Here is a 22191-nt window from a genome sequence, read left to right as displayed (position 1 = left end):
TAAGGGAGGGCCGACTGACCGGCTTTTTGCAGCCGATGCATGGTGACGATGTGCGTTAAAGCCCAAACCCCCTAAAATACGTGCAACAAACTATGAGGAAACCTTCATGTCGTTTACCGGACTCGGACTTATCGGCGCGATCGAACGCGCATTGCGGGAGAACGGCTACGTCGAACCGACGCCCGTACAGCAGCGGGTGATCCCGCTGCTGCTCGAAGGCAGGGACGTCATAGCACGTGCGCAGACGGGCAGCGGCAAAAGCGCCGGGTTTGTGCTGCCGCTCCTGCAGCTCTGGTCGCAGCGCAAAGGGGAGGGCAAGGCGAAGATCAAGGCCCTGGTGCTGACCCCGACGCGGGAGCTGACGCTGCAGGTGGCGCAGGCGTTCGAGACCTTCGGCGCTTTCCTGCCGAAGCCGCCCAAGGTCGTCAGCATCATCGGCGGCGAGCGCATCGGCGATCAGCTTTACGCCGTGCAGCAGGGGTGCGATGTCGTCGTGGCAACCTCCGGGCGGCTCATCGACGTACTGAGCAAGAAGCAGATGAACCTCTCGCATCTGGAGTTCCTGGTCCTCGACGAGGCGGACAAGATGCTTGACCTCGGCTTTGCCGAAGAGCTGGATCTTATTCTGCCGCAGCTTCCCGAAAAGCGGCAGAATCTTCTTTTTTCCGCGACCTATCCGCCGAAGATGCAGGCTATCGCATCGCGCATTACGCAGGAAGCCGTGGAAGTGGCCTTTGCGTCGGAGGCACCGACGGTTCAGAGTATTGAGCAGCGGGTCATCGAGGTGGACCGCGAGAAGCGCGGGCCGCTGCTGCGCCATCTGCTGGAGAGCGAACCGTGGGAGCAGGTTCTGGTCTTTATGGCCAACAAGCGCGCGGCGGACAATATCGCCGCGAAGTTCCGCAAGTACGGCTTTTCGGCGGAGTCGTTCCACGGCGACCTCACGCAGGAGGAGCGCAGCGCGACGCTGGAGGATTTCAAGCAGAAACAGTTCCGCATCCTCTTCGCCACCGATCTCGTCGGGAGGGGACTGCATGTCGAGGATATCGACTGTGTCGTCAACTTCGACCTTCCGCGCTCCCCGGCGGATTACATCCACCGCATCGGGCGGACAGGGCGCGCCGGAAAATCGGGCACGGCCGTTTCGTTCATCGACCATGAGACGCAGGCGCATTTCAAGGTCATCGAAAAACGCGCGAAGATCCGGCTGCCGCGCGAGCGGGTCGCAGGCTTCGAACTGACCGGCGAAGCACCGGTTAAAACAAAAGGCCCTGCACCGGTAAAGGGAAAGAAAAAAAGCAAGAAAGACCGTCTGCGCGAACAGGCCCAAAAAGAGGCCGAAGGGCGCTAGGCGGCGAGTATACACTCTCAATCAATTTGCATTTAGATTATGAAAGAATTTTTCGAAGACGATTTTTTCTAAAATCAAGGCGGAACAGTGCGAAGCGTACTATTGTACGTGAGTGCTGTGACAACGAAGAGTTTAGGAAAAAGCGTCGAAGAAAATGGCTCCGGATACTGGATGCCCTTGAAAGAACTACACAATACCGCTAGACACCGAAACAACGGGGTTTCGTATTTTTGACTTTCCTCAATAAACACGTTTTTTTTAGTAATGAATGGCACCATAATGGCACCAGAATGCTTCGTCAATTGTATCATTTAGGAAGATCGCATCTTAAACTGCTGTCCAGTTTTTTAGTGGCAGTATAGATTTTTCTCATGACGGCAATCTGTGCAGCAGTCGAGTGTTTGCCGTTGGCTTTCAGACGTTCATAAAAAGCCCGCATCTTTCATCGTTCCTACGTTGTATAGACAAGGGAGCGAGAAAAATAGGCAAATGATTTTTCGAAGACGATTTTTTCTTTAATCGAGGCGGAGACAAGTGAAATGGAGATTCAACCCCTGGGGTATATTCTAACTCAATCACTTTTTACGTGAGCCCCGGCGTCAAACTACTATTGAAGCCAACGGCTGACAGTTGTTATACGTCTATCTAATTTTCACGACAAAAACGGCCCATCCATTGGTATGATTTATGCATATTTTTTATTCTTCCTACAAGCGTAACGGCAGCTATCTCTCTTGCGGTGCTTACACATAACTTGAACGAAGCAAATCTCGAATTGCATTGCAAAGATTTCTGAACGCGGAAGCAGAGATAATATTTCGTTCATTCATGACATTTTTACGATGGGTTCACACCAAGGAACTCCCATGGGAACACCGATCGATTACATCTACGACAACAAACTGGAGTGGCAGCCGGCGCTCAAGGGCGCGCTGGGCGTACCGGGCCGTTACGGCTACCGCGGGGCGCTCGTCGTCACCGAGGGCAAATCCAAGCCCCAGACAATGCTCAAACAGGCCATCGCCATTTCGGACGAGGAAAAGATGCTCTTTTTCGCCGGAGAGCTGGCAAGCTTTGACGACTTCGAAGCGGCCTTCGAACGCTACAAAAGCGTCCTCTCTCCTAAAACCCTGACGACACTCTTTGTCGGTGACCTGGCGAGCGATGCCGTTTTCGTCTACGAGGGCGTAACCGTCTACGCTTTTTCGCTGGACGAGAGCTCCGTATGGAACGAGCTCGTCGAATCCGCCGACATGGACAAGAAGGAGCTCAAGCGCATGGGCGCCGAGGAGAAACTCGACGCCCTTTACGACCAGCTCAAGGGCAGCACCCTGCGCGCGGCGCCCAAAAGCTACGAAGAGGCGTGCGCGCTCAAGTTCTAGGCCGCCGCTTCCTCCGAGGCCGCCGGGTCTCCCGCCGGTCCGCTTTTCATCTCGTTTTCCTTACGGCTCTTTTTCCGCATGCCGTCAATGGTCCGAAACGCCCTGTCGCACAAAAGCGCATGCATCCGCTTTCCGTTTGCTCATGCCCTTTCAGTTTGCCGTTTGACGATGCGGTCGATGAACTGCCAGTGCCAGGCGATACCGGCAATAATCGCGATATGGAACATCTCGTGCGGCCCGATCACACCCGGGATGACCGTAGGCCACCGCAGAAAATCCATATTGGCCCCGGCGGTATAGGCCAGGGCGCCGAATAACAACGGCCTGATGAACGCGAATCCGTACAGCCGGTACGATGCATAACCGGAAACGACCCCCAGCCAGCCGAAGCCGATGTACAGCGTCAATCCAACCCACTCCGACAGATCGTTGAAGTAGATCGTTTTCAGGGTCAGCGCCGTGACGGCAAAGGTCCAGACAAATGCAAGGAATCCCCATCGGAGGAAACCGCGGAACAGGATGGCGTGAATCGGTGTAAAGGTACCGGCGATCAGGACGAAAATGCCCGCATGGTCGAGCCGCTGCAAAACGGCACGCGCCTCGCCGCCTGTTTCAAGATAATGATAAACACCGCTCATCGATAACAAAAAAATGACAGAAAATACATAGATGCCGACGGAAATAACGCGCAGACGGGTACCGTGCGACAGCAAAATCAATCGAAAGCCGTACCAGATAAAAACGAGTGCCGCCACCATGTGGCTGATGGTGCTGAACGGATCATTATGCCCGGAATCAGAAACAGGATTCATGATGGAAAATTATGCTTTACACTTTATAGCCTTCGTATGCAATCAAACGGCGTTTGCATGATTAGACGGCCATTCCTTTTTTTATATTTTATACAAAGCAAATTATAGTTTGTTTATTGAAATACTACTCGTTTTCAACGTGATGCGGCTTGATGCGGAAGATAACCGGCGGGTGTTCGGTCCGCGCCTCCGTTATGTTTATGTAGGGTGAAAGTTTGGCGTACCGCATACCTGCAAATGATTTGTTGCGCGCTATAATAGAAAGTTCATGGGGTTCGGATGCACTGATGCTACTGATCAAATATAGAGCTTGATGGCGGCAATAATTGCCGGACTTAATCAAGAAGCCCATCCGCTACAAATGATGACGTTAAAAAGACGCTCGCAGTACTGTGAAGGATTGTTATGTGGTTACACGCCTCTTGTTTCCTTGAATTCAGCATTCCCGTACCGACACCGTTCCTGCTGATGCTGCGACCGCAGAGCGGGTGGCAGCAGTGGGTTTCCAGCGAACATTACGTTTTGACACCGAGTGTTCCGGTAGTGGAATTTACCGATACCTTCGGCAATCTGTGTCAGCGGCTGGTCGCACCTGCAGGGTATTTTACCGTGCATACTTCCGGCGATTTCGAAACATCGGACGTTTGTGATATTTCTGCAGGAGCTCCGTTTGTCGAAGTGCAGCAGTTACCCAGCGAGACATTACCGTTTCTTTATCCGAGCCGCTATTGCGAATCGGACCGTTTCACCGAAATGGCGAGATCGATCACGGCGGGCCGGGCTGCCGGATACGACCAGTGCACCGCCATCGTCGAGTATATCCGCAATACCGTTCAGTACGCACCCGGTATGGGGCAGCAGATCATCAGCGCCGCCGAACTCAACCAGACGGGCCGCGGCGTCTGCCGCGACATGGCCCATCTGGGCATCGCCTGCTGCCGGGCGCTGTCGATACCGGCACGCATGGTCGTCGGCTACCTGGAACACCTCGCACCGATGGACCTTCACGCCTGGCTTGAAGCCTTTGTGGGCGGTCGCTGGTATACGTTCGATCCGACACAAAGCAATCTGCGCGGAGGGCGCATTGCGATCGCTTACGGACGGGATGCGGCCGACGTTGCCATCTATACGCAATTTGGCGATCCCGTCGAACTCCTGAATATGTCTGTCAATGTCGAACGGATAGCTATGCCTTCCTCCGGTTAATCGACGTAGCCTTGCTATATCGGCGCGGTTCAGGTATACTGTCCGTATTGAAAGATGATTTAGAGTTTCATCTTGGTTTGCACATTATTGAAGACTATCGGTCGCAGTTTTATTCTCTCCTCTTAGATTACTCCACTTTACTTTTCGACAAACATACACAAGGATTTGCTGTGGCAGATATGATCAATGGAACCGTCAAATGGTTCAACGGTGAAAAAGGCTTTGGGTTTATTGCCCCTCAAAACGGTGGAGATGACGTATTCGTTCATTTCCGTCAGGTCAACAACAGCGGTTATGGCCGCGTAGAACTGAACGAAGGTCAGAAAGTTACCTTCAGTATCGGGCAGGGTCAAAAAGGTCCTCAGGCAGAGAACGTTACGCTGCTGTAATGTTCTGCCGGCAGCGTGTGCTGCCCTGAATGCGTTCAGCTAAGAGGGCTTGTGTTCTTTTATAGAGCGATTTCAAGGATCTACATGGATAGCAGAGAAGCCGTGTTAAAGGCATTAAAAGAGGGTAAACAGCTGACCAGTGTGATTACCGGCATCCGCTACAAGCTGATCGATGGTCACATCTACGCAAGAAACAGTGAATCAGAAATATGGATGGAAAGCGGATTGACTTTTCTAAATCCGGCTTCCTGGCTCAACCTCAGGGACTGAACGTAACCATTTCCCGCATCGCAAACATTTTTCAATCATATATTCATGTTCTTCAGCCGTTGCCGCGATGCCGGTTGGCGATCCATACATTTAAAGGATCACATATGTCACAGCGAGTAGAAGGAACCATCATTTGGTACAGTCTCGACCAGGGATACGGCATTATCCGACAAAAATTGAATAGTAAAACAATTACAATCGACCAAAGTCAGATTCACTACAACTCTATGAGGGAGGTTGGACCACTCTCTGTGGGACAGCAGGTCTCCTTTGTCATCGGTAACTCAACTGCACAGGATCTTTACATTTTGTGATCATAGGGAAAAAGTCGGATGTTTTCAAGCGACTAGGAAACGATTTACCTGATTAACTGCTATGAACCGGATTCTGTCTCCGACATTTTTACATCAGTCGGGTTTGTCTCCTCTTCCGCAATGTACACTTCCGGTAATGGCTCATATTCGCCATTTTTCTTCGCTTCTTTCTTCAGGCGCTTCGCCTCTTTTTTCTGTTGTTTTTCAATTTCCCTGCGGCGTTTTTCAAACGTCTGTGTACTGCGTCCCATCAGCGCACCTCCGCCTGCATCTGTCCGATGTATGAAGACATGTGCGTTTTGTTGGAGGGCTTGCGCCTTTGCTTGTGATGTCCGCGCTGGGACTTCTGCTCAGGGTGTTTGCGTGGCTTGTTCATTTCAGCCTGTACTTTGACTTCAGAACGTTTCAAAGATGGATTTGATGAAGCTTCGCGTTTTTTGAACACCGGCATGTTGAAACCTTCGACATCCTTGCGTTTGATCTCTGCCTTGATGAGCTTTTCGATGCTTTTCAAAAAAGGCATCTCTTCGGGGCAGACCAGTGAGACGGCTTCGCCTTCATTGCCGGCACGTCCGGTCCGGCCGATACGATGGACATAATCCTCCGGGACATTCGGCAATTCGAAATTGACGACATGCGGTAACTGGTCGATATCCAGACCGCGTGCGGCGATATCGGTGGCGACCAGAATGCGGACCTTGCCTTCTTTGAACGCCTTCAGTGCTTTGGTGCGGGCGCTCTGGCTCTTGTTGCCGTGGATCGCCTCCGCCGCGATGCCGTCATCGATCAGCTGTTTTGAGAGGCGGTTCGCTCCGTGTTTGGTGCGGGTGAAGACCAGTACCTGTGCCCAGTTGTTGTTTTTGATCAATGCCGAGAGCACAGCTCGTTTTTGATCCTGCCTGATAAGATGCACCGTCTGTTGAACACGATCGGAGGTCTTATTCCGCTGGGCAACTTCAATGAGTTCGGGTTTGTTCAGCAGTGAATCGGCCAGGGTCTGGATCTCTTTGGAGAAGGTTGCTGAAAAGAGCAGGTTCTGACGCTTCTGTGGCAGCATTTTGAAGATCTTCTTGATATCGTGGATAAAGCCCATATCGAGCATGCGGTCCGCTTCGTCGAGGATAAGCATTTCTACCTTTGAAAGGTCGATGTTCTTCTGATTCGCATGGTCGAGCAGCCGCCCGGGTGTTGCAACGACGATATCGACGCCGCTGCGAAGTGCATTCGTCTGGGGATTGATGTTCACCCCGCCGAAAATAATCGTGGAACGCAGCGGGAGGAATTTCCCGTAGGTTTTCACGCTTTCTCCCACCTGGGCGGCAAGTTCGCGTGTCGGTGTCAGCACCAGTGCACGGACGCTGCGTTTGCCTCTGGAGGTAGCTTTTGTGCTTAGCAGTTGCAGCATCGGCAGGGTGAACCCTGCCGTCTTGCCGGTTCCGGTTTGGGCTCCGGCGAGGATATCTTTGCCTGAAAGGACAACCGGGATGGCTTTTTGTTGAATGGGTGTGGGCTGTGTGTAACCGGTTTCGGCAACAGCGCGTAAAATCGGCTCTGATAGGCCAAGTGTTGTGAATGACATGTGTCTTCTTTTTGATTGAGCCTACCGAAAGTCCGAAAACAAGCGCCGGTCTAGGCTGAATGATGATAATTTAGTTAAGGCGATCAAAAGAGAGCGGAAAGCAATCGAAGGATAACAGAAACGGAGTCAGTCGCAGACCGAGGTGCGCTGAAAGTATGACATTATACTATATTTCTACGGTGTTTACATTTTCTTTTTGATTGAGTTGACAATATCAAAGATATTCAGTTTTGTCTTGTCGATTTGTGATCTGCTCGTGCGTCTGTGATGCTTATTTGAACAGTGAACAGGTTCTGGATGATTCATTGGATATTATACTTAACAGATCTTTCACTCTGCATTCATTTGAGGGGCCATTGTCCTTTTCCTGTGTCCATTGTGCACGAAAAAGGAAAAGTATGTCCATCTATCAACTGGTGCACCTTGACAGAGATGCCTATCTCGCGTCAATCGCAACGATCACGGATCCGAAAAGCCTCGGATTCGCCGAACAATCCCTTCGCTGGTGGGATCGTCATTTCAGCTGGAAATATGACGGCTGTATGGTGCTGTCTGACACGCAGGCGAATCACCTCTGTTACATCTTCTATAAAATAGACTGTTATGGTGACTATCTTACCATCCATAACCTTTTTACGCCAAAACCATTGCAACGGCACGGATACGCCAGACAATTGCTTAGTGACGTATTCGAGCATGCGCTGACAAAACACGTCCGGCGATTTCGCTGCACCTGTGTTCCCCAGTCACTGGAGTTTTACCTTTCCCTTGGGTTTGCTTACTGGGGGAGCAACACGGCAAAAGACTACTATTGCGACCTTCCCATGCCGTCAGATGGGCTTGAAGGGGTGGCTCGCATGGTGAATGATGCCGATGCCAAAGAGCTCATGGGGAAAAGTGAAGCCATCATTCGAAAAAAAGTATGCGGGCATTCCAATACAATGGGAGAAGAGTGTGATGGCACTTACAAAGATGACCTGAAAAAAATGGGGAACAGTTATCTGGGGGAAGCTCTTTGTCTTGAATAAACGACCTTGATCTTTTTTAGGACGAATGAAGAACTTTCTACATTTCTATTAGATTAGATAAGGTCAAAAATACCAGAGATTCACATTTAGAGAGAAGCTACCGAGCCGGTATGCATCAGCCAGCAGACACATTGTCAGACAAAAACCTTCGTTTTTCTCTGCCTAATGTGCTGTGGTTAGGGAGAAGACTCCCTAAGACCCTCTAAAAACTACGCAAATTTCAAAAAATTTGCATTTCTTCTCAAAAAATGTCTCCACATTTCTATAATTCCTTGAAACGCATTACGGAGTGTTTCATGGGAAAGAGCAAACGCATCACGATCCGACTTTCCGAAAAAGAACATGATGAGCTGATCCGCAAGGCGGCCGAGGCTGAAATGCGGATCAGCGCTTTGATCCGCGCCGCGATAGACAGTGCCCAAATCGATCCGTGCGATAAAAAGAACGTCCCGCTTCCGCTTCTTCGCGAGCTAAACGCGATTGGCAATAACCTCAATCAAATTGCTCGTCACCTGAATTTCGGTAATCCTGTCGATATTGCCGTTCTTTCCGGCCTTGCGGAAATCGAAGACGACCTTGTGGCACTGAGTGGACAGTATGCTGATTAAATTCTTCCCTCACGGTATAGGCGACGGAACCGCAGCTATGGAGTATTTGCTCAAAGACAGTACCAATGAACCCAAACGGGTCGTCCGTGGTAACAGCGGTCTTACCCTGGATATCATCCGATCGGTTCCGTTTAAACAGAAGTATAAGAGCGGCGTTCTCTCGTTCGAGGAATCAGAAATCGATCCCAATGTTGCAGAATCAATCATGGACGGATTTGAACAAACTATATTCAGTGGGATTGAGGACGGTGACCGTAACATCTTATGGGTCGAGCATCGGGATAAAGAAAGAGTGGAGTTGCACTTCATCATCCCTCGGATTCATTTGGGAAGCCAGAAAGCTTTCAACCCATTCTGGCATAAAGTGGACCTGACGCGCGTCGATACCTTTAAAGAACTGGTGAACCTTCAATACGGTCTCAGCGATCCGAACGATCCCGATAAAGAGCGCAGCCATAGCTATGCCTACAATCCCTCTGATAAACGCCTTATAGATGTTTCCAAGGATGAATTGGTCGAAACTCTCTACGAACTGGTGGAAGATGGTGTGATCAACAACCGCAATGAACTGATCGACGCGCTCAAATCAGCTGGATACGCAGTGCCCCGAATCGGGAAAAACTACATTTCCATTCAAGCGTCAGACTGGAAAAAAGCCAAACGATTTAAAGGAGGCATATTCAATGAATCATTCACAAGCGTTAGCGGCCTTGAAAAGGAAGCAAAAAGAAGAGTCAAGGATTATCAGCGAAACCGAAACAATCGTGAAGCGGGAATTGAGAAACTATCACAAAAGCTGGAACGGCTCAATCAACAAAAAGCTCTCTATCATACGCAAAGATATTCAAAAAATCAGCTGCCGTCCGGTGTTGACACTTCTGTCGGGAATACTCATCGGAGCAGGGACGATGTGGCTCTTCCTCTCCGTCGTTCATGCACCGAAAAACGAGACAGTTCAATACCCGACAACCCAACAGGAGCAGTAGATGAACAAGAAAAGTACATTGATCCAGTCGTTGATGGACCAGCTCGAAAACGAGCGAGAGGAGAAAGAGGCGTATCGGCAAAAACTCGACGAGATCGAACAAGTCGCTTTGAAGAGTTTAAAAACTCAAGAAAATCATTGTTTGAGCAAACTTTCGGAGCTAAGCGAGAGCGCCGATCTGCAATTGTTGAACGTGCAGATAGAGGACTTAAACAAGCAGGTAGGGAGCTTGCAGAAACAGCTCGAAGGATTGACGAAGCAGCTCAAATCGTTGGTGACATCATAGAAAAAAGCCAGAAAGGGCGAGGCGGTGGAACAGTTGGAGGAGGGACTAGATGAAAGTGGACTTTGAATCGCTCGAACGGCTACCATTGATTGAAAAAAAACTCGATCACATGATAAATCTCCTTGAGTCGAAACAACAAAAACGCTGGTTGAGTTCGAAAGAAGCAGCGCATTACATGGGCTATTCGGCAGATACTATTAGAAAATTGATCAAAAACGGCGATTTGCAAGAGGGTATCCACTATCACCAAAGATATAGAAAACTCGTATTTGATTCAGTGGCACTGGACCGATGGCTAATGGGTATTGAGGAAGACGAAAGTCCGGCAGAAATCGACGGTATTATCAGCGAAATCATCGCGGAAGTGAAATCCGATGCTTCTTGAAAATGCTATACTTGCTTCGGAAACCCCGTATTCGGTTTTAGCGGTTTTTTCGAAAGGAAAAAACTGATGAAACTATATGTCAAAAAGACAAAAACTAAAAACGGCGTGAGAGAGAGCTTGTGGGTCGATTTCTCCCATGGAGGAAAACGCTATCGAAAACCATTGAAACTCGACAATACGCCCGAAAATCGCAAGCTTGCGAAAACCAAAATCATTCCGCAGCTGATGCTGAAACTGCATAGCGGCGAGTTCTTTGAAAAGCGTATACCGACACTAAATGACTTCAGTGTCACATCCTTTGAAATGCACAGCAACTCAAGACGGGCTGTCACACAGACGGAGTATGCAAACGCCTACAGATTGCATATCGCTCTCGTCCTTGGAAAAAAGAAGATCGACACTATAAAACCTTCCGATATCCAGAGATGGCAAAACAATCTGCTGAAAACGCTTAGCCCCAGAAGGGTGCGCCATATCCGGGCGGTTCTCTCCGGTATTCTCAAAGATGCTATGAAAGACGAGCTGATCGAGAAAAGTCCATTGGCCTTGGTCAGTACTCCAAAGCTGAACAAGACGGATATCAACCCGTTCAGCGTTGAGGAAATCAATCTGATTTTGAACGGCTCATCCGGCCAGTTCCGCAACTTCTACGCATTGGCATTCTTCACGGGAATGCGCAGCGGCGAAATGATCGGGCTGAGATGGGAAGATGTGGATTTTTTGCGTGGTTCTATTAGCGTAAAGCGTGCGATCAAGATGGGAACAGTGACGGAACCGAAAACTGCTCAGAGTATTCGCCAAGTCGAAATGATCGATACGCTGATTCCGTATCTACAAGATCAGTTCAAACAAACTGGACAGAATGACAGCTATGTCTTTCTTAACAGAGATGGCGAACACTATTATGATATCAAACGCATCCGCGACACAGACTGGAAACGGACATTGAAAAAGTGCAGATTGGAGTATAGGCCGATCTATCATACCCGTCACTCATTCGCGACAATGATGCTGGAGCACAATGAAGATATCTTGTGGGTATCGAATATGCTTGGCCACAAAGACGCGACAATGACACTGTCGCATTATGCACGTTACATTAATCGCAAACGCAAAAAGAGAGCGTCATTTCTTGAAAAAAGCGTGGCACTGAATGACACCGTAATGGCACCGAGAATTTCAAAGAGTGCTTGAAAGATCGTAATTTAGGGGTTCTATAAGAAGTGGCTCCGGATACTGGATTCGAACCAGTGACCAAGTGATTAACAGTCACCTACTCTACCGCTGAGCTAATCCGGAATCGTTAAGAAGTGGCGGACAGGGAGGGATTCGAACCCTCGGTACGCAGGACGTACGCACCCTTAGCAGGGGTGTGGTTTCAGCCTCTCACCCACCTGTCCAAGTCTCAAAAATGAGAGTGAGATTATAATCATCTAGAAATAATATTTCGCTTAAAAAGCAAGGTGGAGCCGCTTAAAGTCGCTCGAGGATCTTTTCGACGACGGCGGCGGGGTCTTCGGCCTTGTAGATGGGGCGGCCGACGACGATGAAGTCGACCTTCTCCGTCTCTGCCGCTTCGATCGTGGCGACACGCTGCTGATCGCCCGCATCTTCGCCGAAGGGGCGGATGCCAGGCGTCAGGGTAATGAACCTGCTGCTGGTCATTTTTTTGATGGAGGCGCTTTCAAAAACGCTGCAGACGACGCCGTCGAGCCCCGCTTCGTGCGCATCCTGGGCGAATTTGTCTGCCGTCGCGGCGATGCCGGCGTTGTAAACGTCGCCGAACTCCTCTTCGCTGAAGGAGGTCAGTGCCGTGACGGCCAGGACGAGGGGGCGTTTCTCGTACGTCGAGAGGCGCTCCATAACGGTCTGCATGGCACGTTTACCGGCACTGGCGTGTACGTTGAACATGTCAACGCCCAGGCCCATGATGGACTCGGCCGCGTCGGCCATGGTGTTGGGGATGTCGTAGAGCTTGAGGTCGAGGAAGATCTTCGCGTCCGGGTTGATCGCTTTGAGCGCTTTGAGAAAAGGTTCGCCGTCGCGGATGTAGGCGCGCAGCCCGACTTTGAGCCAGACCGGGTAGGCCTTGATCTTCTCCACCAGTGCCAGGTTTTCTTCCATGCTCGGCAGGTCGAGCGCGACGCAAAGTTCCATACGTATTCCCCTCAATGAATAGATGACGGAAGTATAACGTCTGCTGCGTTAGAGGGGGCCTAAAGCGTGCACGCCGCGGCGATCTTGTAGTGCGAAAGCTCTCTGCCTTTGGCGTTGATGACGTGCACGGCACAGGCGAGACAGGGGTCGAAACTGTGCACGACCCGCAGCACTTCCAGCGGCGCGGAAGGGTCGGCGAGGGTAATGCCGACCAGGGACTCTTCGTAGGGGCCGCGCACACCGCCTTCATCCTTGGGCGAAGCGTTCCAGGTCGTCGGCACCACCGCCTGGTAGTTGGCGATCTTGGCGTCGTCGATGCGGATAAAGTGGCCCAGCACACCTCGCGGCACCTCGAAGATGCCGCGCCCCTGTGCTGCTTTGGGCAGGGCGGCAAAGTCGTACTTCGTCCAGGTCTCTTCGTCGTAGTACTTGATGTTCTCGATGAGGTCGCTGCAGAAATCAAAGAGGTAGTCGCAGCAGACCCTGGCCTCTACGGCACGGGCGGCGTTGCGCCCCAGCGTCGTCGAAAAGTCCATCAGCTCGAGGTCCGTCTCCTTCATGAACTGCTCCATGTAGGGTTTGATGACCGGGGAACCCTTGAGGGTGCCGATGATCATCCTGGCGAGCGGCCCCACCTCCATGGGCTTGCCTTTGTAGCGCGGTGCCTTGACCCAGCTGTATTTGCCCTCCGTCTTCAGCGTGCCGTCTTTGTTGAGGTTCGTATAGAAGGGCTCGGTCTTGCCGTCGTAGGGCGCAACCGGGGCGTCGTCGGCGTACCAGGAGCGCGACGCCTCTTCGGTGATGTACTGCTCGTCGAAGGGTTCGACGCTGCCGAAGTCATGCCCGAAAACGGTTCCCCCTTCGAAGAGCTGCTGCTCCTGTCCGAACTGGTAGCCGCCCACGGCCATAAAGTTGCCGCTGCCGCGTCCCGTGCCGGCTTTGATGTCGTCCCTGTAGGCCTCGAGCGCCATCTTGATATCGGGGAGGTAGGCGCGCTCAATGAAGTCGCGGGCGTCTTTGATGATGAACATGAAGTCGTTGAGGCGCTGCGGATTGAGCATGTCCGCAACGCTGGTGACGCCGCCGACAACGAGGTTCTGCGGGTGGGGCGTCTTGCCGGCGAAGATCGCCACCGCCCGGCTGAGGTCGCGCTGGACCCGCAGGGCTTCGAGGTAGTGGTTCATGTGGATAAGGTTCTGCTCGGGGCTGAAGCGGTAGGCATTGTGCCCCCAGTAACCGTTGGCGAAGAGTCCCAGTCGTCCCGCGTTGACGAAAGAGGTCAGCTTCTCCTTGACGGCGCTCATATGCCCCGTCGAAGTACGGTAGGGGTAATGATGATAAGTTTGTGCCACTTCTGCGGCCTTGTCGGGCTCGGCGGAGATGGCGCTGACGACGTCGACGTAGTCGAGGGAGTGCAGATGGTAGTAGTGGACGATGTGGTCCTGGACAAAGAGCGCGAGGGTGACGAGGTTGCGGATGCTCTCGGCATTGGGGGGCAGGGCGATGCCGTAGGCGTCTTCGACGGCGCTGATGGAGGCGCGGTAGTGCACATTGGTACAGACCCCGCAGATGCGTTGGGCAATGAGGCCGGCATCCCGGGGGTCTCGCCCTTTGAGGATGGTTTCGATGCCGCGGAAAAGCTGGCCGGAGGCCCACGCCTCTTTGACGGTGTTGTTCTCGTCGATTTCGACTTCGATGCGCAGATGCCCCTCGATGCGGGTAATGGGGTCTATAACGATTTTTTTAGTGGCCATGAATTTCTTCCTCTTCCCCTTCCGGCAGGGGCCGGTTGTTGGCGTACTTGTCAAAGGCGATCTTGCCCTGGCCGCAGGCGAAACAGCCGTGGCCGACCTGGACCGGCCAGCTCGTGCCTTCGTTGAATTTTACCAGCGAACAGTTTAGATCGGCATAGGGCCCTTTGCAGCCCATCTTGAAGAGGCACCACCCTTTCTTGGCCCCTTCGTCGCCCCATTCGAGGACGAATTCGTCCAGGTCGTAGTGGCCGCGGCGCTCGCAGTTGTCGTGGACCCGGAAACCGTAGGCCCATTCGGGGCGGTTCTTTTCGTCGAGCTTGGGCAGTTCGTCGAACATGATGTAGTGCAGCAGGGTCCCGACGATATTGATGGGGTTGACCGGGCAGCCGGGCAGGTTGATGATGTCGTTCCGCCCCAGCGCCTCGGCGACGCCGACGGCACCGGTAGGGTTGGGTGCGGCGGCGACGACGCCCCCGTCGAACGCGCACGAGCCGATGGAGAAGACGGCGGCCGCATGTTGTGCGGTGCGTTTCAGAAGCTCCAGCCCCGTTTCGCCCTTGGGCCCGATGCGCAGGAACTTGCCCTCCAGTCCGAGGGGAATGGCCCCTTCGACCATCAGGATGTAGCGCCCCTTGTCGTTCTCGATCACCCCGTCGAGGGAGAGCTCCGACTGGTCCCCTGATCCCGCCATCAGCAGTTCGTGGTAATCAAGGGAGATGTATTTGAGGATGAGGTCGTCCACCTTGGGGTGGGCGGATTTGATGAACCCCTCGGAGTTGCCGCTGCAGTCGGCGAGCTCGAGCCAGATGATGGGGATCTTGTTGAGTTGTTCGATACTCTGCCCCACCAGGGGTTCGTACTCGGGGTGCAGCCGCATATTGGCGGTGATCATGGAGACCCAGCGGTTGAACTCGCTGCTCATGTCGAAGGCTTTGAGCGCTTCGTCGAGGTTTTCGCTCTCGATGCGGTTGGCGGGGTGGAGCTTGTTGAACTTGTCGATGCGCCGCTGCACCTTCGCCATCTCCTCGGCTTTGGCCGCCGCTTCGCGCTCTGCCTTGAGACGGGCCGCCTCCTCGGGGTCGACCGGGGTATCGGCGATGAGCTTGACGACATCCTGCTTGCAGCGGCCGCAGACCCGCCCCGCTTCGCTCAGCGGTTTGAGGTCGGCGAAGCTCTCGATGCAGTTCTCCTTGATCAGCGCGACGAGGTCCTGTTCGTAGCCGCTGGCACAGCTGCAGATCAGGCGTCCGCGTTCGCTCACCAGCCTGTTGTCGTAGAAGAAAGCCGGGTCGACCGGTTTGTCCTCCTCCATCATCGTCTTCAATGCCAAGACGTCGATGTTGGTGTTGATCCCGATAAAACGCACGAGGCGGTCGTCGTTGATGATGTACTGGTCGATCCGCCCCTCTTTTTTGGAGGCGATGACGATGTCCTCGTTCGCTTCGTCCTTCGGGTTATAGGCGGTCGAGGTAACGTCGGCGAGCAGGAAGGAACCGACTTTGAGGCCGTCGATGGTGACAAAGTCCTGGAAACCTTCGTCTTCGACCCCGAGAATCGCGGCGACGGCGGCGTCGGCCTGGAGCGTACACTCCTTGACCCTCCCGGCGATATAGCCGTTGTGAAGCTGGGCCACTTCGCCGACGGCATAGACGTCGGGATCGGACGTGCGCATATGTTCGTCGACCAGGATACCTTTGTCCGTCTCAAGGGCACTTTTGGCGAAGGCGGCGGCGGGAGAGATGCCGACACCGAAGATGACAAAGGGGTCGTCGATGGTGTGCTCTTTCATGACGATCTTGGTAATCGTATCGCCTTCGATCACCTTGTCCGTGATCTCCTCTTCGAAGAGGATATGGACCCGGGGATCGGCACCTTCGTAGATGCGTTTCATGAGTGCCACGGCGGAGGGGGTGAGGGCTTTGTCGTAGAGGTGGTTTCCCCGCGAGACCAGATAGATATGCTCCGGCCCCTCCAGGGTGCTCAGCGTATCGAGCAGCTCCAGTCCGATGGGGCCTACGCCCATCATGACGACGTTTTTGCCGACGATCCGCTGTGCGATGCAGTCACTGTCGTCGGCGCTGCGGAAGGTGGCCACGTTGGTGAGGCCTGCCGTGTCGAAGAGGCGGCGCGGCTCGGAACCGGTGGCGAGGATGAGCTTGTCGTAGGCATAAGAAGCGGAAGCGGTAAAGATGCGTTTGGCCCCGATGTCGAGGCTGGTGACCTCGGCGTTCAGCTCCACCTGCACATCGGCAGGCAGGGGCAGGGCGATCTCGTCGATATCGGTGCTGCCGCTGACCAGCGCGCAGAGGTGGATGCGGTCATAGGGAGGATGGGCTTCCTTGGTGACAATAAGTACTTCGTGGGAGGGCGACTGCTCTTTGATGGCATTGGCGATATACGCGGCCGCGATGCCGCCGCCGACGATAACGATACGCATATCAAATTCCTTCGTTTTTCTTGGCGGCTTTTGCCGCTTTTTTGGCCGCCGCATACTCTTCGCGGCTCTGCGCACACTCTGCTTCCCAGTCGAACCAGCCACCGTTGACGTTGTCCGCTTTGACGGCGGGACGTGCCTTCGTTTCGCTCTGCCACAGCGCCTCTTCCGGTTTGGGGCAGGCCCGCACGCACTCTCCGCAGTAGATGCAGAGCCAGGCGTTGTAGCGGTACTCTTTTTGCCCGTCTTCGTGCTGGAAGAAGCGGATCGATTTGGGCGGACACGCCTTCTCGCATTTGTCGCAGAAAATGCATGCTTCCTCATTATACTCTATCAGCCCCCGCCAGGCCGGGGGCAGGGGCATCGGCTCGGCGGGATAGGGGTGGGTCCGGACGGGTCTGAAGAGGTTCGCAAAGGCGTTGAACATCGATCTGAACATGGCTTCCTCCTATTTCGCCGTACAGGACATGCAGGGTACTTCTAAAGTTTTCACACGCTCAAGGAGCCAAGCCCCTTGACCTACGTTAACACTGGGTTCGCTTCGGCGGCGGGCCCGCCCGGCTAGCCGGACTTTGCTGGACATCATGATTTGCTTTTCATGCATTTTCAACTCACTTCGCCGTACACGACATGCAGGGATCAAAGGAGGCGAGGATCGCCGGGGCGTCGGCGTAGCGGCTACCCTTGAACACCTCCATCATGGCAGGGATGCCCGAGAAGGTCGGGGTCTTGATCCGGACACGCTCGAGCATGTTCTGCCCGCCGCCGCGCACGAGGTAGAAGAGCTCGCCCCGGGGCGCTTCGACGCGTACAATCGCCTCGCCCTTCGGTTTGCCCTTGGCCTTCTCCATGATCTCCCCGGCGGGGAGGTTGTCGACAATGTTGCGGCACATCGCGATGGAGTTCATGATCTCGCGCAGCCGCACCCGGTTGCGGGCATGGATGTCGCCGCTCGTTTCAAGCATCATCTCGTAGCCCAGAGCCTCGTAGGGGAAGTCATCCGTTTCCACCCGCACGTCGGTGGCCAGTCCGGCGGCCCGGGCGAGGGGGCCAAGGGCGTTGTAGGTCTGCGCCTCCTCCAGCGAGAGCGCCCCGATGCCTTTGTACTTGAGCGAGAGGGACCAGTTGGATTCGAACAGCTCGATGAGGTCGAAGATCTTGCCGAAGAGGAGGTCGAGGTTTTTGTGCAGCAGGGCGACCATCTCGGGGGTAAGGTCGCGGGTGACGCCGCCGATGGCGATAAAGTCGAACTGGATGCGGTTGCCGCTGATAGCCTCCTGGATATCCATGACAAGCTCACGGTCGCCCATGATCTGCATAAAGAGCGCCTCGAAGCCGGCGTTTTCCGCCGTGTGCGCAAGGCAGAGCATGTGCGAATGGATGCGGTCGAGTTCGACCATCAGCATCCGCAGGTACTTGATGCGGTCGTTGGGGGTAAAGTCCAGCAGCTTCTCCGCGGCGAGGGTGTAGGAGAGGGAGTGGGTGATGGCGCAGAGCCCGCAGACCCGCGCCACGACGAAGCCGACCTGTTTGAAGTCGAACTTGGTGGTGCAGGCCTGCTCGACGCCGCGGTGCACGAAGCCCACATCGGCGTCGACCCCGACAATGGTCTCGTTTTCGCATTCGAATTTGAACCGGATGGGCTCGAGCAGGGAGATATGCTGCGAACCCAGCGGGATCTGGACGGTTTTCTTCATGCGTCCCCCCTGAGCGGATGGGGCTGGGAGTCTTTGTCGAGGTAGAGGCCGCCCGCGGTCCCTTCGACATTGAGCCCGAACATGTCGACGATCTCCCGTTCGCCCAGGAAGGCGGAGGGGATGACGGGCACGACGGAGGGGACGGGGGTGTCGTAGTCGCTCAGCGCGTAGTAGACGACAACGTCGTTCTTGGCGCCGTAGCGGGAGAAGATCCACTGTAGCTCGATCTTCCCTTCGCCCAGGTCGATCCCGTTGACGGTGAGGAAGTGCCACACTTTGGGATCGTAAAAGGCGCGGAGGTCTGCGAGCAGCGCGCCCAGGGTTGTTTCAATCTTCTGCATCATTCACCTTTTTTGCCATGCCGAGGCGGCTGAGTTTTCCGGCGACCGTTTCGACGGCGCCGAAAAGTTTGAAGGGCGTTTCGATCGCCTTGCTTTTGCGCTCCAGGATCTGCACCCCTTCGACGACGGCATCGATGATGAGCTGGGGCGAGGAGGCGCAGCCCGGAACATAGACGTCGACGGGGATGTAGCGGTCGATGCCGTCCTCGACGTTGTACATGCCGCGGAAGACCCCGCCCGCCGCCGTGCAGGAACCGACGGCGATGACGACTTTCGGTTCGGGGATCTGGCAGTAGAGCTCCACGAGCCGTTCGCGGGAGCGGTAGGTGACGGGGCCGGTCACGAGAAAGATGTCGGACTGCTTGGGGTTGCCGGTATTGATGACGCCGAAGCGCTCCAGGTCATAGCGGGGTCCCAGCGCGGCGAGGATCTCGATATCGCAGCCGTTGCAGCTGCCCGCGTTGTAGTGGAGGATCCAGGGGGATTTTTTCCGAAAGGCGCTGAAAAATTTCATAGGCTGATCCAGATGATATTGGCTGTTGCCATTATAAACGCCGTGGCATAGATAATCCTGACCATCTGGTCGGTTCTGACCCGCGCGGTGGCGTTGTCGACGAGATTGACAAGCAGGAAAACGGCCAGCACGAGCAGCGCGCCCCACAGCGGCGACGCCCCGGCAAAGAGGAAAACAAGGCCGTAAACGAAGAGGTACTCCAGGAAACGCGCCATGTAAAGGAACTCGTAAAAGAGCCCGCTGTATTCGACTTCGACGCCCCCGACGATCTCCTGGTGCGCTTCGACGGTATCGAAGGGGGACTTTTTGAGCTTGATGGGCAGGATGATCAACAGCGCGGCGAAGAGCAGCGGCATCTGTGCCAGGTAGCCGCCGTGTTCCAGGATCGCACTGACGTCGAAGCTGCCCGAGACGAGGTAGAAGCCGACGGCGAGGAGCACCAATATGGGCTCATAGGCGGCCAGGGCGGCGAGTTCGCGGTTGGCCCCCACCTGCGAATAGGGCGAGCGAACGCTGTAGCCCGCCAGGACGAGCACGATCAGGGCGAAGAGGTGCAAAAAGACGATGTAGAGCAAGTTCCATCCGGCAAAAAGCGCCCCCACCGCCAGCCAGAGCAGCAGGAAGTGTGCCACCGCCAGTAGGGCGTGGGGGGCGTGGATGATGAGGGTGCGCTTGTCCATCAGCTTGAACATGTCATAGAAGGGCTGCAGCAGGGGCGGTCCCTGACGGCGTTGCATCCGCGCACGCAGCACACGCTCCGCACCGTAGACGACGCCGCCGAGCAGGGGGGCGAGGAGAATCATGAGCCAGTTCATGTGAGCGCTCCCGAGAGGGCCACGGCGGCGAAGAGCAGGCCGAAGCCCCACTGCATTGCCTGTGCCGCTCCCGCCGAAGGTTCCACGTAAAAGAGGGCGCCGTCAAACTCGCTCTTCTCCCCGCAGCGGTAGGGCATGACGCGGTCGAAGCGCTGCAGGGAGCGCGTCAGCAGCGGCAGAAGGGCGACAATCAGTACGGGCAGCGCCAGCAGCCAGAGGAGGCTGTTGTGCTGCTGCAGCATGTAGCCGCCTGCCGTTGCGAGGCTGAGCAGGGTTAAAACGGTCAGCGGGGCGGCGAAGCCGGGGGGCATCATTTCGCGTTCGATGGGGAGGGTGTCCGGGGCGGCGGCGAGGAGTGCGGCGGCAATCTTGAAATAGAGCAGCACCAGCAGGGCGCTGCCGACGGCGATGCCCGTCAGCACCACGACGAACCACGGCTGCGTATGCAGTAGCGACGCGACGGAGGCGATGGCAAAGAGTTTCCCCATAAAGAGGCCGAAAGGCGGCAGGGTGAGGGAGAAGAAGCCGAACAACAGGAAACCGACGCTGCGGGGGGCGTACTGCAGCAGCCCTTTCATCTGCTCGACGTCTTTGAGGCCGAAATCCTTCTCAAGCGCGCCCGCGGCGAGGAAGAGCAGCGCCTTGGCAAGGGCGTGGAAGAGCATCAGCGCCATCGCGAGCTGCATGCTCTCAGGCGTGCCGACGGCGGCCAGGCTCATCATCAGCCCCAGCAGGGCGACGGTCGAGTAGCCGAGGATCTCCTTGAGCAGGCTGCGCGACAGCGCCAGGTAGGAAGCGGCGACGAAGACCAGGGCGCCGAAGAGGGCCAAAAGGGTACCGGGCAGGGTGCCTCCGAGCCCCGGGGCGAGCTTGAGGAGCAGGAAGGGGGCGATCTTGACCATCGTCGCCGAGTGCAGCATGGCGCTGACCGGGGTGGGGGCGACCATGGCGCCGAGCAGCCACCCGTCAAAGGGGAGCGAAGCCCCCTTGACCGGGGCGGCCATGGCGAGCAGGGCCAGGGCGGGCAGCAGCAGCCCGCCGCCGCCCTGCAGCAGGCCGCTGAAGGTCGCGCTGCCCGGCCCGTAGGCTGCGGCCAGGGCGCCCAAAAGCAGGAACACCCCGCCGACCTGGTTCATCCAGAGCGCGCGCAGGGCGTTCCGGCGGCCGGCAGCATCGCCGCGGAAGGCGATCAGGAGGTAAGAGGCCAGCGTCGTCATCTCGAAGAGGAAGAAGAAGAGCAGGATGTCGTCGGCGATGACGATGGCGTTCATGACGGCGAGGAAGAGCATCAGATAGGCGATGAAAAGGCGCTGTTTCCCTTCGCCGCTTTTTTCGCGGCGCATATACTCGACCGCGTAGAGGACGATGGCGCCGCCGACGATGTTGATAATGAGGAACATGAAACGCGAGAGATCGTCCACGACCAGCGCAGGGGCCTCTGCCGGGGTGATCGCAACGGCCCAGAGGTAGAGCGGCAGCTGAATCAACGCGAGCAGCAGAACCGGAGGGGAGCGGTGTTTTACCCCCTGGAAGAGGAAATAGAAGAGCAAAACGATGTCGGCGGCCTCGATCAGGGTGCCCATTCCCGGTGTAATGGCGAAGGTCTGCGCTTCAGGGTGCAGGAAGAGAGAGAGGGCCGCTACCGAGAGCACGCCGAACAGCAGCGTCGCCACGGCATAGCGCCCCCGCAGCGATGGGAGGGCAAAGAGTGCCAGTGCCGCAATCATCGGCGATAAAAGCAGTATAAAAACCATCATTTCTGCCAAACTCCGTTCGTCCGTGGTTTTTGCTATTGTACTCTCATTACATCACAAAACGACTACGGCAGGGGTAGCGCGGGTGTATAAAAAAGCGGCGGACTGTATAATAGGAAAAGCTTTACAT

23 protein-coding genes and 2 tRNA genes are annotated in these 22191 nt (G+C 55.1%); 10 read left to right on the top strand and 15 right to left on the bottom strand.

The window, feature by feature from the left end; all coding sequences use genetic code 11:
* Nucleotides 1-106 precede the first annotated feature (106 nt).
* Nucleotides 107-1351, top strand: a complete 1245-nt coding sequence (locus ACM66T_RS09215) for a DEAD/DEAH box helicase (protein ID WP_416768436.1) — start codon at nucleotides 107-109, stop codon at nucleotides 1349-1351.
* 866 nt (nucleotides 1352-2217) lie between these two features.
* Nucleotides 2218-2733 (top strand): hypothetical protein, encoded by a 516-nt coding sequence (locus ACM66T_RS09210; RefSeq protein ID WP_231018642.1) that lies wholly within the window; start codon nucleotides 2218-2220, stop codon nucleotides 2731-2733.
* Here the strand turns inward: ACM66T_RS09210 and ACM66T_RS09205 are convergent.
* Together ACM66T_RS09205 and trhA are read right to left on the bottom strand one after the other, a co-directional pair.
* Nucleotides 2730-2858 (bottom strand): hypothetical protein, encoded by a 129-nt coding sequence (locus ACM66T_RS09205; RefSeq protein ID WP_255707221.1) that lies wholly within the window; start codon nucleotides 2856-2858, stop codon nucleotides 2730-2732. The genes ACM66T_RS09210 and ACM66T_RS09205 overlap by 4 nt on opposite strands.
* 15 nt (nucleotides 2859-2873) lie before the next feature.
* The gene (gene trhA / locus ACM66T_RS09200) at nucleotides 2874-3545 is read right to left on the bottom strand and encodes a PAQR family membrane homeostasis protein TrhA (protein ID WP_231018640.1); all 672 of its coding nucleotides are present in this window, start codon (nucleotides 3543-3545) and stop codon (nucleotides 2874-2876) included.
* Nucleotides 3546-4298: 753 nt separating this feature from the next.
* On the opposite strand from trhA, the gene ACM66T_RS09195 reads away from it, so the two are divergent.
* The 3 genes from ACM66T_RS09195 (at nucleotide 4299) to ACM66T_RS09185 (ending at nucleotide 5410) form a co-directional block, all read left to right on the top strand.
* On the top strand, nucleotides 4299-4751 hold the full coding sequence (locus ACM66T_RS09195; protein WP_231018624.1) for a transglutaminase-like domain-containing protein: 453 nt from the start codon (nucleotides 4299-4301) through the stop codon (nucleotides 4749-4751).
* Between the two features lie 170 nt (nucleotides 4752-4921).
* Nucleotides 4922-5140, top strand: a complete 219-nt coding sequence (locus ACM66T_RS09190; protein ID WP_283949359.1) for a cold-shock protein — start codon at nucleotides 4922-4924, stop codon at nucleotides 5138-5140.
* A gap of 84 nt (nucleotides 5141-5224) precedes the next feature.
* The gene (locus ACM66T_RS09185; protein ID WP_231018622.1) at nucleotides 5225-5410 is read left to right on the top strand and encodes a hypothetical protein; all 186 of its coding nucleotides are present in this window, start codon (nucleotides 5225-5227) and stop codon (nucleotides 5408-5410) included.
* Nucleotides 5411-5783: 373 nt separating this feature from the next.
* Here the strand turns inward: ACM66T_RS09185 and ACM66T_RS09180 are convergent, their stop codons facing one another.
* Both ACM66T_RS09180 and ACM66T_RS09175 read right to left on the bottom strand, forming a co-directional pair.
* On the bottom strand, nucleotides 5784-5975 hold the full coding sequence (locus ACM66T_RS09180) for a hypothetical protein (protein ID WP_231018621.1): 192 nt from the start codon (nucleotides 5973-5975) through the stop codon (nucleotides 5784-5786).
* Nucleotides 5975-7303 carry a DEAD/DEAH box helicase gene (locus ACM66T_RS09175; RefSeq protein ID WP_416768431.1) on the bottom strand — a complete coding sequence of 443 codons (1329 nt, stop codon included), beginning with the start codon at nucleotides 7301-7303 and terminating at the stop codon, nucleotides 5975-5977. Before ACM66T_RS09175 ends, ACM66T_RS09180 begins: the two co-directional genes overlap by 1 nt.
* 398 nt (nucleotides 7304-7701) lie before the next feature.
* Between ACM66T_RS09175 and ACM66T_RS09170 the strand changes: the two genes are divergently transcribed.
* From ACM66T_RS09170 to ACM66T_RS09150, 5 genes are all read left to right on the top strand, one after another.
* Complete coding sequence (locus ACM66T_RS09170; protein WP_231018613.1) at nucleotides 7702-8331, top strand: GNAT family N-acetyltransferase; 630 nt, start codon at nucleotides 7702-7704, stop codon at nucleotides 8329-8331.
* Nucleotides 8332-8627: 296 nt separating this feature from the next.
* Complete coding sequence (locus tag ACM66T_RS09165) at nucleotides 8628-8939, top strand: plasmid mobilization protein (RefSeq protein ID WP_231018611.1); 312 nt, start codon at nucleotides 8628-8630, stop codon at nucleotides 8937-8939.
* Between the two features lie 37 nt (nucleotides 8940-8976).
* Nucleotides 8977-10263 (top strand): relaxase/mobilization nuclease domain-containing protein, encoded by a 1287-nt coding sequence (locus tag ACM66T_RS09160; protein ID WP_231018609.1) that lies wholly within the window; start codon nucleotides 8977-8979, stop codon nucleotides 10261-10263.
* Nucleotides 10260-10595: a helix-turn-helix domain-containing protein gene (locus ACM66T_RS09155; protein ID WP_231018607.1), complete on the top strand. Its 336-nt coding sequence runs from the start codon at nucleotides 10260-10262 to the stop codon at nucleotides 10593-10595. The genes ACM66T_RS09160 and ACM66T_RS09155 overlap by 4 nt, the downstream gene beginning before the upstream one ends.
* A gap of 66 nt (nucleotides 10596-10661) precedes the next feature.
* Nucleotides 10662-11789, top strand: coding sequence for a tyrosine-type recombinase/integrase (locus ACM66T_RS09150; RefSeq protein WP_231018605.1), 1128 nt, complete (start codon nucleotides 10662-10664; stop codon nucleotides 11787-11789).
* 30 nt (nucleotides 11790-11819) lie between these two features.
* Here the strand turns inward: ACM66T_RS09150 and ACM66T_RS09145 are convergent.
* The 11 genes from ACM66T_RS09145 to ACM66T_RS09095 form a co-directional block, all read right to left on the bottom strand.
* Nucleotides 11820-11894, bottom strand: a tRNA-Asn gene (locus ACM66T_RS09145).
* A gap of 12 nt (nucleotides 11895-11906) precedes the next feature.
* A tRNA-Ser gene (locus ACM66T_RS09140) sits at nucleotides 11907-11995 on the bottom strand.
* A 73-nt stretch (nucleotides 11996-12068) separates the two neighbouring features.
* Nucleotides 12069-12752 (bottom strand): orotidine-5'-phosphate decarboxylase, encoded by a 684-nt coding sequence (gene pyrF, locus ACM66T_RS09135; RefSeq protein WP_231018603.1) that lies wholly within the window; start codon nucleotides 12750-12752, stop codon nucleotides 12069-12071.
* Between the two features lie 59 nt (nucleotides 12753-12811).
* Nucleotides 12812-14506, bottom strand: a complete 1695-nt coding sequence (locus ACM66T_RS09130) for a nickel-dependent hydrogenase large subunit (RefSeq protein WP_231018597.1) — start codon at nucleotides 14504-14506, stop codon at nucleotides 12812-12814.
* A complete protein-coding gene (locus tag ACM66T_RS09125) occupies nucleotides 14496-16943 on the bottom strand; it encodes a hydrogenase small subunit (RefSeq protein WP_416768426.1) in 2448 nt (815 codons plus the stop codon). Before ACM66T_RS09125 ends, ACM66T_RS09130 begins: the two co-directional genes overlap by 11 nt.
* A gap of 1 nt (nucleotide 16944) precedes the next feature.
* Nucleotides 16945-17379, bottom strand: coding sequence for a 4Fe-4S dicluster domain-containing protein (locus ACM66T_RS09120; protein ID WP_416768424.1), 435 nt, complete (start codon nucleotides 17377-17379; stop codon nucleotides 16945-16947).
* Nucleotides 17380-17551: 172 nt separating this feature from the next.
* Nucleotides 17552-18637: a nickel-dependent hydrogenase large subunit gene (locus ACM66T_RS09115; RefSeq protein ID WP_416768422.1), complete on the bottom strand. Its 1086-nt coding sequence runs from the start codon at nucleotides 18635-18637 to the stop codon at nucleotides 17552-17554.
* Nucleotides 18634-18978 carry an NADH-quinone oxidoreductase subunit C gene (locus ACM66T_RS09110; RefSeq protein WP_231018585.1) on the bottom strand — a complete coding sequence of 115 codons (345 nt, stop codon included), beginning with the start codon at nucleotides 18976-18978 and terminating at the stop codon, nucleotides 18634-18636. The genes ACM66T_RS09115 and ACM66T_RS09110 overlap by 4 nt, the downstream gene beginning before the upstream one ends.
* Nucleotides 18965-19492 carry an NADH-quinone oxidoreductase subunit B family protein gene (locus ACM66T_RS09105; protein ID WP_231018584.1) on the bottom strand — a complete coding sequence of 176 codons (528 nt, stop codon included), beginning with the start codon at nucleotides 19490-19492 and terminating at the stop codon, nucleotides 18965-18967. The genes ACM66T_RS09110 and ACM66T_RS09105 overlap by 14 nt, the downstream gene beginning before the upstream one ends.
* The gene (locus tag ACM66T_RS09100; protein WP_231018583.1) at nucleotides 19489-20307 is read right to left on the bottom strand and encodes a complex I subunit 1 family protein; all 819 of its coding nucleotides are present in this window, start codon (nucleotides 20305-20307) and stop codon (nucleotides 19489-19491) included. Before ACM66T_RS09100 ends, ACM66T_RS09105 begins: the two co-directional genes overlap by 4 nt.
* Nucleotides 20304-22064, bottom strand: coding sequence for a proton-conducting transporter membrane subunit (locus ACM66T_RS09095; protein WP_416768419.1), 1761 nt, complete (start codon nucleotides 22062-22064; stop codon nucleotides 20304-20306). Before ACM66T_RS09095 ends, ACM66T_RS09100 begins: the two co-directional genes overlap by 4 nt.
* Nucleotides 22065-22191: the final 127 nt, after the last annotated feature.

Source organism: Sulfurimonas sp. ST-25 (assembly GCF_048079205.1).
GTDB lineage: Bacteria > Campylobacterota > Campylobacteria > Campylobacterales > Sulfurimonadaceae > Thiomicrolovo > Thiomicrolovo sulfuroxydans.
Note: the sequence above shows the minus strand (reverse complement) of the source record. Positions and strands in the feature narration are given on the sequence as shown.